At 71.3% G+C, this 14,674-nt stretch carries 1 protein-coding gene (running past one end of the window); it reads right to left on the reverse strand.

Translation table 11 applies throughout. From position 1 onward, the window contains the following. Positions 1-14,674: the 3' portion of a non-ribosomal peptide synthase/polyketide synthase gene (locus tag Q7X29_RS30785; RefSeq protein WP_316576131.1), read on the reverse strand. The gene runs 29,648 nt beyond the window's last position; 14,674 of the gene's 44,322 nt are visible here — the last part of the coding sequence; the start codon falls outside the window, past its right edge; its stop codon occupies positions 1-3.

Here is a 14,674-nt window from a genome sequence, read left to right on the forward strand (position 1 = left end):
CTACTCGGCGACGATCACCGTGACTTCGCCGTCGGCCGCCTCGGTCGGGTCGCCGGAGGCGACGAACCAGTGGGTGACCTCGCCGTCGGCCAGGTCGTCGGCGACCGGGCCGTCGGGGAGGACCGACAGGGCGCCCGCCGTGACGGCGGCCAGGAATTCCTGGATGGCCGCCGGGCCGGAGGCGTGGGTGGTGAAGGTGGTGCACTCGTAGTCGATGCCGTGGGTCTCGCGCAGGGTGTCGGCGAGGGCGAGCGCGGCGCTCTGGGTGAGCGTCGACATCGCCTCGGCCGCGGGCAGCACGAAGGCCGGGTGGTCTTCGGACAGCGGGCGGACCCGGTCGGCGTAGGAGACCGGATGCGCCGCGGCGGCGGCGATCTCGGCGTCCACGTCGGGCAGGATCAGCCACTCGCCCGCGACACCGGCGACGGGGGCGTCGCTGATGCCGTAGGCCGCGCCGGTCGCGGCGATCTCGACACCGGACAGTTCGCCGGCGAACAGGACTGCGGCGCCCGCCTTCTGGATCGCCCAGGCGGCGAGCACGGAGTCCACGCTGCGCGGCAGCGAGATCGCGACGATGTCGCCGGGGCCCGCACCGCGCGCGATGAGCACGCGGGCCAGCTGCGAGGACTTGCGATCCAATGCGCTGTAGGCGATTTCGCTGTCGCCGCGGAGCAGGGCGGGGGCCTGCGGATCCGCCTCGACGACCTCGGCGAGCACCTTGGCCACCGTCTGCGCGCCGACACCCGTGGTGGCGACCGGAGCCGACACCGCCGCGGTCACCCCGGATTCGGCGAGCAACTGCGCGCGTTCGCCCGCGTCGAGGATGTCGATGTCGCCGACCAGGCCGGTCGGGTTGTCGAGCAGCTCGTCGAGCACCCGCAGCAGTCGGGCGGACAGGGTGCGGACCTCGTCCTCGGTGTAGGTGCTGCGCAGGTAGCGCATGGTGATCTCGATGGTGGCCTCGGCCATCACCACCAGCGTGAGCGGGTAGTGGGTGGCGTCGTCCAGGCCGACACCGGTGACCTGCATGCCGTCGATCGAGCTCGCCGCGGTGACTGCGTCCTTGTCCATCGGGTACGACTCGAACACCAGCAGCGTGTCGAAGGCCGCGCCAGCGCCCGCCACCCGCTGGATGTCGGACAGACCGACGAAGTGGTGGCTGAGCAGGTCGGCCTGCTCGGCCTGGACCCGCTTGGTCAACTCCTCCGCGCTGATCCGGTCGTCGATCTGGATTCGCACCGGCAGGGTGTTGATGAACAGGCCGACCATCGACTCGACGCCGGGCAGTTCGGCCGGGCGGCCGGACACGGTCGCGCCGAACACCACGTCGTCGCGCCCGGTGAGGCGGCCGACGACGATGCCCCACGCGGTCTGCAGCAGCGTGTTCACGGTGACACCGAGTTCACCGGCGAACTTGCCGAGTGCCCTGGTGCGATCGGCGTCGATCTCGACGATGACCTTGCCGAGCTCGTAGCGTTCCTCGGTGCGCGGCGCGGGCGCCAGCTGGGTGGGGCCTTCGACCCCCGCCAGCGCCTCGGCCCAGACCTGCAACGACACTTCGCGATCCCAGCCCGAGAGGAAGGACAGGAAGTTGCGGTAGGAGGCCACGCGCGGCAGCGCGGTGAGGTCACCGTGCACCGCGTAGAGGACCAGCAGGTCGCGCATGAGCAGCGGCATGGACCAGCCGTCGATCAGGATGTGGTGCACCGTGATCGCCAGGTGGGACTTGCCCTCGTCGGTCTTGTAGAGGCCGAAGCGGATCAGCGGGGCCGTGGCCATGTCGAACTGGTCGGCGCGGTCGGCGACCAGCAGCTGCTGCATGCGCGGCAGCCGCTCGTCGGCGGGCAGGTCGGTCAGGTCGACCTCGCGCCACGGCACCTCGAGCTCCGACATCACGACCTGCACCGGCTGCCCGGCCGAGTCGGTGACGAAGGCGGTCCGCAGGTTCGGGTACCGGTCGAGCACGGCCTGGGCCGCGCGCCGCAGCCGCTCGGTGTCGAGCGTGCCGGTCAGGTCGAGGACGGCCTGCACCGTGTACACGTCGACGGTCGCCGAGCTGAGCATGGCGTGGAACATCAGGCCCGCCTGTAGCGGCGAGAGCGGCCAGATCTCCGACAGCGCCGGGTAATGGCCTTCCCACAGCTCGATATCGGACTGCTCCACCCGCACCAGCGGCATATCGGACGGGGTGAAACCGCCCGCGTCCACCCGCTGTGCGTGGGTGGCCAGCGCGGTGAGCGCGGCCACGAACAGATCCGCGAACTCCTGGGCCTGGTCGACGGTCAGCAGCCCGGTCGGGAACGCGATGTTCGCGCCCAGCTGCGGGCCCTCGTCGCCGTCGTTGACGATGGCGTTGATGTCCAGCGTCGCGTTGGCGGGCATGTCCAGGTCCATCTCGGCGTCGAGCTGGCCCAGGTCGGCCACCGGCACCCAGCCGAGTTCGGCGAGTTCGGCGGGGATCTCGCCCGCCGTCGCGCGACCGAGGTAGTTGAAGCTGATCTGGCCGACGGACGGCAGATCGGCACCCTCACCGGTCAGGTACTTGAGCATGCCGTAGCCGATGCCCTTGTCGGGCACGGCCAGCATCTGCTCCTTGACCGACTTGATCACGGCACCGAGCGCGGCGCCGCCGGCGAAGGCGTCGTCGAGGTCGGCACCGGCCAGGTCGAGGCGGACCGGGAAGGCGGTGGTGAACCAGCCGACAGTGCGCGACAGGTCGGCACCGGCGACGATCTCCTCCTGGCGGCCGTGGCCCTCCAGCTTGATCAGCGCCGCGGTACCGGATTCGTCACCGCGCCACCGCGAGACGGCCAGGGCCAGCGCGGTGAGCAGACCGTCGTTGACCCCACCGTGGTACAGGCCGGGGATGGCCGTGAGCACCGCGTCGGTGACCTCCGGCGACAGGGTGACCTGCACCCGGTCGACGGTGGCGAAGGTATCGACCCGCGGGTCGAACGCCCGTGCGCCCAGCTGCGGATCGGCGGTGGCCGAGACCTCGCGCCAGAACGGCAGTTCCGCGCGGCGCTCGGTCGACTGCTCGACCAGGCTGTGCGCCCAGCGCCGCATCGAGGTGCCGTTGGCGGGCAGCGTCACCGGCTGACCGGCCGCGATCTGGCCCCAGGCCATGCCGAGGTCCGGGATCAGGATGCGCCAGGAGACGCCGTCGATCACGAAGTGGTGGCCGACGATGAGCAGCGCGTCGCGACGGCGCGGGCCGTCGGCGTTCTCACCGAAGGCGAACCAGACGAACTGCACCATGGCGGCGTTCGCCGGATCGAGTCGGCCCATGGCCTCGTCGTATTCGACGCTGGCCAGCTTGGACAGCTGCTCGTCGGTGACCTCGCCGGCCACCTCGACGCGCCGCACCAGCGCGGTCACGTCGACCTCGCCGGGCGCCAATGCCTCGAAGACCCAGCCGTTCTCGGCAGCGGTGTCGGATTGCTCCGCTCCCGAGTGCCCTGCGTGGTGACGCCCCGCTGCCCCCTCCGGGCCCGCCGGTCGCTCCGCGCGGGCGACCCGCGAACGCAGCACATCGTGGTGGTCGAAGACCGCGCCGATGGTGGCGTGCAGGACTTCCTCGGTGATGTTCTCCGGCAGGCGCAGCACCATCGACTGGGAGAACCGGTCGTAGGTGGAGCCGCTGCTCAGGATCTGGCGCATGATCGGCAGCATCGGGATGTCACCGACACCGCCGCCCGGCAGTTCCTCGAGCACGATCTGCTCGGAATCGCCCGCGAGCACGGCGATCTCGGCCAGGCCGGCCACGCTGCGCTTCTCGAACACGTCGCGCGGCTTGAACAGCACGCCGCGATCCTTGGCGCGGGAGACCAGCTGGATGGACAGGATCGAGTCACCGCCGAGGGCGAAGAACGAATCGTCCAGGCCGACGGCGTCGACGCCGAGCACCTCGGCGAAGACGGTGGCGATGATCGCCTCGACTTCGCTGGTGGGCGTGCGGAACTCGCGCGGAGCGAGGACCGGCTCGGGCAGGGCGCGACGATCCAGCTTGCCCGCGGGGGTCAGCGGGATCTCGTCGAGCACCATCACGGCGGCGGGCACCATGTGCGCGGGCAGCTGCTGTGCCGCGTACTCGACCAGCGCGGCCGGGTCGGCGGCCGCACCGGGGGTCGCCCGCACGTAGGACACCAGGATGGTGGCGCCCGCGTCGGTGGTGCGGCCGATGGTGGCGGCGAACTCGACGTCGTCGTGCGCGGTCAGGACCGCGTCGATCTCGCCCAGTTCGATACGGAAGCCACGGATCTTCACCTGGAAGTCGTTGCGGCCCACGTACTCCACGACGGACCGGCCGTTGACGGTGCGCCAGGCGACGACGTCACCGGTGCGGTACAGGCGCTCGCCGTCGGACCCGGCGTACGGGCTGGCCACGAAGCGCTCGGCGGTGAGGCCGGGGCGCGCGTGGTAGCCGCGAGCCAGGGCGACGCCGCCCAGGTACAGCTCACCGGCCACGCCCTCCGGGACCGGGCGCAGGCGGTTGTCGAGCACGAACACCGTCGCGCCCGCGATCGGCCCACCGATGTTCATGGTGTCGCCGGGCAGCAGCGGGTCGGACAGGTTGGTCGCGATGGTCGCCTCGGTCGGGCCGTAGGCGTTGTAGAACCGGTGGTGCGCCGGGTCGGTGCCCGCGCTGTGCCAGTTCGCCACCAGGTCGACGGGGGCCTTGTCGCCACCGACGATCAGCGCTTCCAGTCCGGCCAGTGCCGCGGGTTCCATCGACGCCGCGACCAGCGGGGTGAGGAACACGTGGGTCAGCTGCTGGCCCACGATGATCTCGGCCAGTTCCTCGCCGCCGACCACGCCGACCGGCGTGATGACCAGCGTGCCCGCCGAGCCGACCGCGAGCAGGAACTCGAGGATCGACGCGTCGAACGACGGCGACGCGAACGCCAGGGTGCGCGCCTCGGAGCCGAGCCCGAACTGCGCCACCTGGGCGGCGGCGAAGTTGGCCACACCGGTGTGGCTGACCACGACGCCCTTGGGCAGGCCGGTCGAGCCGGAGGTGTAGATCATGTAGGCCGTGTTGCCGGAGCGAACGGCGCCCCGACGGTCCGCGTCGGTGATCGGCGCGGCGGACTGCCTGCCGGCCTCGGCCCGCAGCACCGCGTCGTCGAGGACCAGCCACTCGTCCAGCGCGGGCGCGGGCAGATGGTCGACCTCGGCCGACACGGTGATGCCCAGTGCCGCACCGGAGTCCGACATCATGTGCGCGATGCGCTCGGCCGGGTATTTCGGGTCGACCGGCAGGAACGCGGCACCCGACTTGATCACGGCCCAGATGGCCAGGGTCGTGTCCAGCGAACGCTGCATAGCGATGGCGACGACCGTCTCCGGTGCCGCGCCCCGGGCGATGAGCACCCGGGCCAGGCGCGAGGACGCCGCGTCGAGCTCGGCGTAGGTCAGCGCGGACCCCGCCGTCCCGGCCAGCGCGTCCTCGCCGCCGGAGCTGCCCATGGCGAGCGCGCGGGCGAACCCGGCATCGACCGGCTCGCCGGGCGCGACGATCGCCTGCCCGTCCGGGTTGGTCGCGACGGCCTGGGCCAGCAGCTCGGGCAGGGTGCTCGTCGACGCGGCGGGACCGCCGGTGCGGGTGAGCAGTTCGGTCCGCTCGACCGCGTCGAGGAGTTCGAGATCGCCGACCGGGGTGGTGGTGTCGGCGACGACCTCGGCGAGCAGGCGCTGGAAGCGCTGCGCGAACTTCTCGACCGTGGACTGGTCGAACAGATCGCTGGCGTAGGAGAACTCGGCGTAGGCGCCGGCCGCGCCGGTGTCGCCTGCCTGCGCCTCACGCACGGTGAGCAGCAGGTCGAACTTGGCGGTGTCGACGTCGAAGTCGACGGCCGAGACCGACAGGCCGGGCAGCTCGAAGCCGGCGTCGGGCAGGTTCTCGAACGACAGCGCCACCTGGAACAGCGGGTGCCGCGCGGTGGAGCGCTCGGGGTTGAGCAGTTCCACCAGGCGCTCGAACGGGATGTCGGCGTGCGCGAACGCGGCCAGGTCGGCTTCCTTGGCCTGGGCCAGCAGCTCGGCGAAACCGAGCTGGCCGCCGACCTGCGTGCGCAGGGCCAGGGTGTTGACGAACATGCCGATGACGTCGTCGAGTTCGGCCTCACCACGACCGGCGATCGGCGTACCGATGACGATGTCCTCGGTGCCCGACATGCGCGCCAGGAACACCGCCAGCGCGGTGTGCACGACCATGAACAGCGTCGCGTTCTGCTCGCGGGCGATGGCCGAGAGTCCGGCGTGGATCTCGGTGTCGATCGGGAACAGCACCCGGCCACCGGCGAAGGACTGCGTGCTCGGACGCGGCCGGTCCAGCGGCAGGTTCAGCTCGTCGGGGACGCCGGCGAGGGCGCGCTTCCAGTAGTCGGCCTGCTGGGAGATCAGGCTCGTCGCGTCGGCTTCGGAGCCGAGCACCTCGCGCTGCCAGACGCTGAAGTCGGCGTACTGCACCGGCAGCGGCGCCCAGCCCGGGCGTTCGCCTGTGGCGCGGGCGGCATAGGCCACCATGACGTCGCGGGTCAGCGGGCCCATGGACCAGCCGTCGGCGCTGATGTGGTGGGCGACGAAGACAAGGATGAACTCGTCATCGGCGACCTGCATCAGCTCGGCGCGCAACGGAACTTCGTCGAGCACGTCGAAGCCGGCGGAGATCAGCGCGGCGATCTTGTCGCGAACCTGTTCGGGTGCAACGGTTTCCGGCGTCAGATCCGGGACATTGCCCTCGACCGGCAGGATCACCTGGTGCGGGGTGCCGTCGGTCGACGGGTACACCGTGCGCAGGGTCTCGTGCCTGGCCAGCACGTCGGCGACCGCGAGCTGCAGCGCCTCGACATCCAGCGCGCCCGTCAGGCGGACGGCGACCGGGATGTTGTTCACCGCGGAGCTGGTGTCGAACTGGTTCAGGAACCACATGCGCTGCTGCGCGAGCGACAGCGGCACCTGCGCCGGACGCGGTCCGGCGACCAGCGCGCGTCGCCCACCGGCGCCCGCGCCCTGCTCCACCTTCACCGCGAGACCGGCGACAGTCGACGCCTCGAACAGCAGGCGCACGGGCACCCGGCTGTCCAGGGCGGCGCCGAGGCGGGCCGCCACCTGGGTGGCCAGCAGCGAGTTGCCGCCGAGGGCGAAGAAGTCGTCGTCGGCGCCGACGCGATCGACGCCGAGCACGTCCGCGAACACGCCGGCCACGATCTCCTCGATCGGGGTGGACGGCGCGCGGAACGCCTGGGCCTCGAACTCCGGCTCCGGCAGCGCCTTGCGGTCGAGCTTGCCGTTGACGTTGAGCGGCAGCGCGTCCATGACCACGAACGCGGCGGGCACCATGTACGACGGCAGCCCGGCGGCCAGCGTCGACTTCACCTGTGCGACATCAATTTCCGTACCCACCAGGTACGCCACCAGGCGATCACCGGTGCGGGGGTCGGACTTGGCGATGACGGCGGCCTGGGCGATCTCGGGCAGCGCCAGCAGCGCGGCCTCGATCTCGCCGAGCTCGATACGGAAGCCGCGGATCTTCACCTGGAAGTCGGTGCGGCCGCGGTAGTCGAGCTCGCCGTTGTGCCAGGCCACCAGGTCACCGGTGCGGTACATGCGGGTACCGGGGGTGAACGGGTTGGCCACGAAGCGGTCGGCGGTCAGATCGGGGCGGCCGAAGTAGCCGCGGGCCAGCTGCGCGCCCGCGAGGTACAGCTCACCCGCGACGCCGTCCGGCACCGGGCGCAGCCGCGCGTCGAGCACGTACACCTGGCTGTTCCACTCGGGTCCACCGATGGAGACCGAGCCCTGGTCGGCGGCGTTCACCCGATGCGAGGTGATCGAGACCGCGGCCTCGGTGGGGCCGTACAGGTTGAACAGCTCGGTGCGCGGGAACGCGGTGCGGAACCGCTGCGCGAGCGAACCCGGCAGCGCCTCACCGATGGCCAGCACCCGCCACAGCGAATCGGGCATGCCCGAAGCAAGCAGCGCGTCGAGCATCGACGGCACCACGTGCAGGGTGGTGACCCACTCGCGCGACATCAGCTCGTTCAGGTACGCCGGATCGCGGTGGCCGTCGGCCGAGGCGATCACCAGGCGGCCACCGCAGACGGCGGCCGACCAGAACTCCCAGACCGAGAGGTCGAAGGTGGCGGCGGTCTTGAGCAGCACCGCGTCGGCGGCGTCCATGCCGAACTCGATCAGCTTCCACTGGAGCTGGTTGGCGATGGCGCCGTGCGGCACCGCGACACCCTTCGGGCGACCGGTCGAGCCGGACGTGAAGATCACATACGCGGTGTGCTCCGGCCGCAGTGGTGCGATGCGCTCGGCGTCGGAAACCGGTGCGGCGCCGACCTCGTCGAGTTCGAGCTCGTCGATCCGCACCAGCGGCGCGACCGCGGTGTCGAACTCGGCCTCGGCGTTGGTCAGCACGCAGACCGGTGCCGCCGTCTCGAGGATGTAGTTCGTGCGCTCGGCCGCCTGATCGGGGTCGACCGGCACGTACGCGCCACCGGACTTGGCGACGGCGTACATGGCGACGATCAGATCCACCGAGCGGCGCAGCGCCAGCGCGACGCGGGCCCCGGGACCGACGCCGAGCGAGATCAGATGCCGCGCCAGGCGGTTCACCTTCGCGTCGAGTTCGGCGTAGGTCAGCTGGGCGCCGTCGTCGGTGACCAGGGCGGTCGACTTCGGATCGGCGGCCACCGACGCGTCGAGCAGCGAGACCAGGGTGGCCTCGGAGTCGACCCGGTAGGCGGTCGCGTTGCGGGCGTCCAGGATCTGGGCGCGTTCGGCCGGTGCGAGCAGTTCGATGTCGCCGACCGTGGTGCGCGGAGTGGCGACGATCGCGCCGAGCAGCCGGACGAACCGCTCGACGAAGCCCTCGACCGTGGCGTGATCGAACAGATCGGTGGCGTAGGTGAAGATGCCCGAAATACCCTCGGGCTCACCGGCGTCGCCGTAACGGTCGGTGGCGATCAGGTGCAGGTCGAACTGCGACAGCTGGGAGTCGATGTCCAGGCCGGACACCGTCAGGCCCGGCAGTTCCAGGGTGGCGCGGGTCAGGTTCTGGAACGACAGACCGACCTGGAACAGCGGGTGGCGCGCGGTGGAGCGGACCGGGTTGAGGACCTCGACCAGACGCTCGAACGGCACATCGGCATTGGCGAACGCCGCGATGTCGTCCTCGCGCTGGCGAGCCAGCAACTCGGTGAACGCCTCGCCGCCGTCCACCTTGGTGCGGAAGACCAGGGTGTTGACGAACATGCCGATCATGTCGTCGAGGGCGGCCTCGCCACGACCGGCCATCGGGGTGCCGATGGCGATGTCGTCGGTGCCGGACAGACGAGCCAGCAGCACCGCGAGGGCGGTGTGCACGACCATGAACAGCGTCGCGCCCTCGGCGCGGGCCAGCTCGACCAGCGCGCGGTGGGTGTCGGCGTCGATCTGGACGTCGACCTTGCTGCCGGCGAAGGTCTGCACGGCCGGTCGCGGACGGTCGGCGGGCAGGTCGAGCTGATCGGGCAGGTCCGCGAGGGCCTGCTTCCAGTGCGCGACCTGCTTGGCCGCCATCGAGTCCGGATCGTCCTCGCTGCCGAGCAGTTCACGCTGCCAGATGCTGTAGTCCGCGTACTGCACGGCCAGTGGTGCCCAGCCGGGCTCCTGACCGGTGGAGCGGGCCGCGTAGGCAGTCATCAGGTCGCGGGTCAGCGGGGCGACCGAGGAGCCGTCACCGGAGATGTGGTGCACGACCATGGCGAGCACGAAGTCGCCGGAGACGGTGCGGGCGGGCCCGAAGACCGCGCCCGGCGCGGCCGGTTCCGCGTCGGTGCTCTCGGCGCGGAACAGCGCGACCTTCAGCGGCACCTCGACGGTGACGTCGAAGATGGTCGACATCAGTTCCGCGACGGCCGATTCCATCTCGTCGGCCGCCACGGTGCGCTCGATCAGCTCCGGCGCGGCCTGTGCGGGCGACAGGATCACCTGTGCCGCACCGGCTTCGGTCTGCGGGTAAACCGTGCGCAGGATCTCGTGGCGCGACACCAGGTCGGTGATCGCGGCGCGCAGCGCGGCCACGTCGAGGTCGCCGGTGAGGCGGACCGCGACCGGCACGTTGTAGGCCGCCGACTGGGTGTCGAAGCGGTTGAGGAACCACATGCGCTGCTGGGCCAGCGAGAGCGGGATGTGCTCGGGGCGCGGACCGGCGGTGAGCGCCTTGCGATCACCCGTCTCGGCGTGCTGCTCGATCCGCTGCGCCAGCGCCGACACCGTGGACGCCTCGAACAGCAGGCGCACGGGGATACGGGTGTCGAGTGCTTCGCCCAGGCGCGCGGCGACCTGCGTCGCCAGCAGCGAGTTACCGCCCCAGGCGAAGAAGTCGTCGTCGAGGCCGAAGCGCTTGACTGTGCCGGATTCAGCCGTGCCCGAGTGCCCTGCGTGGTCACGCTTCGCTACCGCGTCCTGGCCCGCCGGTCGCGGCTGGTCGCCCAGGCGCAGGACCTCGGCGAAGGTGGCGGCCACGAGCTGCTCGCTCGGGCTGACCGGCGCGCGGAACACGGCCTTCTCGACCTCGGGCTCCGGCAGGGCCTTGCGGTCCAGCTTGCCGTTGGCGTTCAGCGGCAGCGCGTCCAGGCGCAGGAACACGGTCGGGACCATGTACGAGGGCAGCTCGGCGGCCAGCGCGGTGCGCAGGGCCAGCTTGTCGAACTCCCCCCCACCGGCCACGACATAGGCCACCAGGCGGTCGCCGACGACCGGATCGGTGTGGGCCAGCACCGCGGCCGAGGTGATGCCGTCCTGGCGCAGCAGCGCGGCCTCGATCTCGCCGAGCTCGATGCGGAAGCCGCGGATCTTCACCTGGAAGTCGGTGCGGCCCCGGTAGTCCAGTTCGCCGTCGGCGTTCCAGGCCACCAGGTCACCGGTGCGGTACATGCGCTCGCCGAGCGCGGAGAACGGATCGGCGACGAAACGGTCGGCGGTCAGGTCCGCGCGGCCGTAGTAGCCGCGGGCCAGCTGCGCACCGGCGAGGTAGAGCTCGCCGGAGACACCCACCGGGACCGGCCGCAGGCGGGAATCCAGCACGTAGACCCGGCTGTTCCACTCCGGCGCGCCGATCGACACCGACACCTGGTCGGCGTCGGTCACCGCGTGGCTGGTGATCGAGACCGCGGCCTCGGTCGGGCCGTACAGGTTGAACAGCTCGGCGGCGTTGGCGGTGCGGAAGCGCTGCGCGGTGGACGCGGGCAGCGCCTCACCGATCGCCAGCACCCGGCGCAGCGTGCGCGGCAGCGCCGCACCGGATTCGGTGAGCAGCGCGTCGAGCATCGACGGCACCACATGCAGCGTGGTGACGGCGGTGGCCCGCATCAGGTCGTTGAGGTAGGCCGGGTCACGGTGACCGTCGGCGGTGGCGACCACCAGGCGGCCACCGGCGACGGCGGCGGTCCAGAACTCCCACACCGAGAGGTCGAAGGTCGCGGCCGTCTTCAGCAGGATCGCGTCGTCGGCGCCGATACCGAATTCGGCTGTCTCCCATAGCAGCTGGTTGACGATCGCGCCGTGCGAGACCGCCACACCCTTGGGCTTGCCGGTCGAGCCGGAGGTGAAGATCACGTACGCGGTGTTCGCGGGCACCAGGGCGCCACGGCGCTCGGTGATCGCGGCCGCGCTGACGTTGCTCAGATCGAGCTCGTCGAGGACGAGCACGTCGGCCGCCGCCGTGCTGAATTCGGCGTTCGCCGTGGTCAGCACGATCGCGGGCGCGGCCGTCTCGAGGATGTAATCGGTGCGCTCGGCGGGCTGATCGGGGTCGATCGGCACGTAGGCGGCACCGGTACGGGTCACCGCGTACATCGCGATGATCAGCTCCGCGGAACGGCGGATGGCCAGCGCCACCCGGTCCTCGGTGCCGATACCCAGCGAGATCAGGTGCCGGGCAAGGCGGTTGACCTCGGCGTCGAGTTCGGCATAGGTCAGCTCGCGACGTCCACCGGCGACGCGGGTGCCCGCCACGCCGGCGGCGCCCGCTGCGGAGTCGGCGCCCTCGGCGCTCACGTCGGACTCCGGCTCGTCCACGACCAGCGCGACGGCGTCCGGCGTCGCCGCCACGGTCGCGTCGAGCAACGACACCAGGGTGGCGTCGGTATCGATCGCGTGCGCGGTGTCGTTCCACGCGGTGACGATCTGCGCGGCTTCCTGCTCGGTGAGCAGGTCGATGTCGCCGACCGGCACGGACGCGTCGGCGGCGACGGCGTCGAGCACCAGCACGAAGCGGTCGGCGAAGCTCTGGACCGTGGCCTCGTCGAACAGGTCGATGGCGTAACCGAATTCGGTGACCAGCTGGGCGGGTGCGCCGTCGTCGGTGTAGCGGTCGTAGAGGGTGACGTGCAGGTCGGTCTTGGCCAGCTGCGAGTCGTAGTCGACGGCGCTGACGGTCAGGCCGGGCAGTTCGAAGGTGGTGTCGGCCAGGTTCTGGAACGACAGGCCCACCTGGAACAGCGGGTTGCGCGCGGTCGAGCGCACCGGGTTGAGCACCTCGACCAGGCGCTCGAACGGCACGTCGGCGTTGGCGAAGGCCTCCAGATCGCGTTCGCGCACGTCGGCGAGGAGCTCGGCGAAGGTGGCGCCGGGGTCGACGGCCGTGCGGAACACCAGGGTGTTGACGAACATGCCGATCAGGTCGTCGAGTTCGCGCTCACCACGGCCCGCGATCGGGGTGCCGACGGCGATGTCGTCGGTGCCCGACAGTCGCGCGAGCAGTACCGCGAGGGCGGCGTGCACGACCATGAACAGCGAGGCGTTGTTGGCCCTGGCCAGCTCGTGCAGCGCGGCGTGGCGCACGGGGTCGATCTCGAAGCGGATCGCCTTGCCCTGGAACGACTGCGCGGGCGGGCGCGGCCGGTCGGCGGGCAGCTCGAGCTGGTCGGGCAGGTCGGCCAGGGCCTTGCTCCAGTACGCGACCTGCTTGGCGGCCAGCGATTCCGGGTCGGTCTCGTCGCCGAGGACCTCGCGCTGCCACAGCGCGTAGTCGGCGTACTGCACCGGCAGCGGCGCCCACTGCGGGGCCTCGCCCTGCACGCGCGCCACATAGGCGGCCATGATGTCGCGGGCCAGCGGGCCCATCGACGAGCCGTCGGCGGAGACGTGGTGCACGGTGAACGCGAGCACGTGGTCGGTCTCGTTGAGCCGGAACAGCGCGACCTTGAGCGGCACCTCTTCGGTGACGTCGAAGGTGGTCATCGCGAATTCGATGACGGTGCCGAGCAGATCGGCTTCGTCGACCTCGATGTGGTGGACGACGGCGCGGCTCTGCGCGATCGGCAGGATCACCTGGTGCGGGCCGTCGGCCGAGCGCGGGTAGGTGGTGCGCAGCATCTCGTGCCGGGCGAACACGTCGCCGATGGCCTGCTCGAGCGCGGGCACGTCGAGCTCGCCGGTGAGGCGCACGGCCAGCGGGATGTTGTCCACGGCCGAGGTCGAGGTATCGAACTGGTTGAGGAACCAGTAGCGCTGCTGGGCAGGCGAGAGCGGGATGATCGCGGGCCGCTCCCCCGCCGTCAGGCGCGGGCGGGTCCGGCCGGAGCCGGCGTTGTGCTCGGCGCGGGCCGCGAGCGCGGACACCGTGGACGCCTCGAACAGGTCGCGCACCGAGAGCTGGGTGTCCAGGGCCGCGCCGATGCGGGCGGTGACCTGGGTGGCCAGCAGCGAGTTGCCGCCGAGTTCGAAGAAGTCGTCGTCGGCGCCGACCCGGGTCACCCCGAGCACGTCGCCGAAGGTGCCTGCCACGATCTCCTCGATCGGGGTCGATGGCGCGCGGAACACCTTGGCCTCGAACACCGGCGCGGGCAGCGCCTTGCGGTCGAGCTTGCCGGAAGCGTTGAGCGGGAAGGCCTCCAGGATCACGAACGCGGTGGGCACCATGTACGTCGGCAGCGCGCCGCCGAGCTCGGTGCGCACGGCATCGAGATCGATGCTCGCACCTTCCGCGGCGTGACCGCTAGGCCCGGAGGCGGTAGCGGAGCGTGACCCCGCAGGGTCAAGGGAACGCCGCCGATCCGACACAGCCGGAATCAGATACCCGACCAGCTGGTCGCCCAGACGATCGTCGGAGCGCACGACCACGACCGACTGCGCGATCGACGGCAGCGCGGTGAGCGCCGACTCGATCTCACCCAGCTCGATGCGCAGACCACGCAGCTTCACCTGGAAGTCGGTGCGGCCCAGGTACTCCAGCTCGCCGTGCTCGGTCCAGGCGACGAGGTCGCCGGTGCGGTACATGCGGGCGCCGTCGGCACCGAACGGGTCGGCGACGAAGCGGTCGGCGGTCAGGTCCGGACGCGCGACATAGCCGCGCGCCAGCTGGACACCGGCCAGATACAGCTCACCGGGGACGCCGACCGGCACCGGGTGCAGGCGCGAATCCAGCACGTAGACCTGGGTGTTGAAGACCGGGGCGCCGATCGGCACCGAGGTGGTGTCGGCGTCGGTGACCTCGTGGAAGGTGACGTCGACCGCGGCCTCGGTGGGGCCGTACAGGTTGTGCAGGGCCGCACCGGTGAGCGCGCGCAGCCGCTGGGCGGTCGGCGCGGGCAGCGCCTCACCCGAGGCGAAGACCAGGCGCAGGCTGCTCGCGGCGGCGGAGCCGTCGGCGAGCGCCACGGTGGCGGACTCGGCCAGC

It is taken from the genome of Nocardia canadensis, from assembly GCF_032656385.1.
Lineage (GTDB): Bacteria > Actinomycetota > Actinomycetes > Mycobacteriales > Mycobacteriaceae > Nocardia > Nocardia canadensis.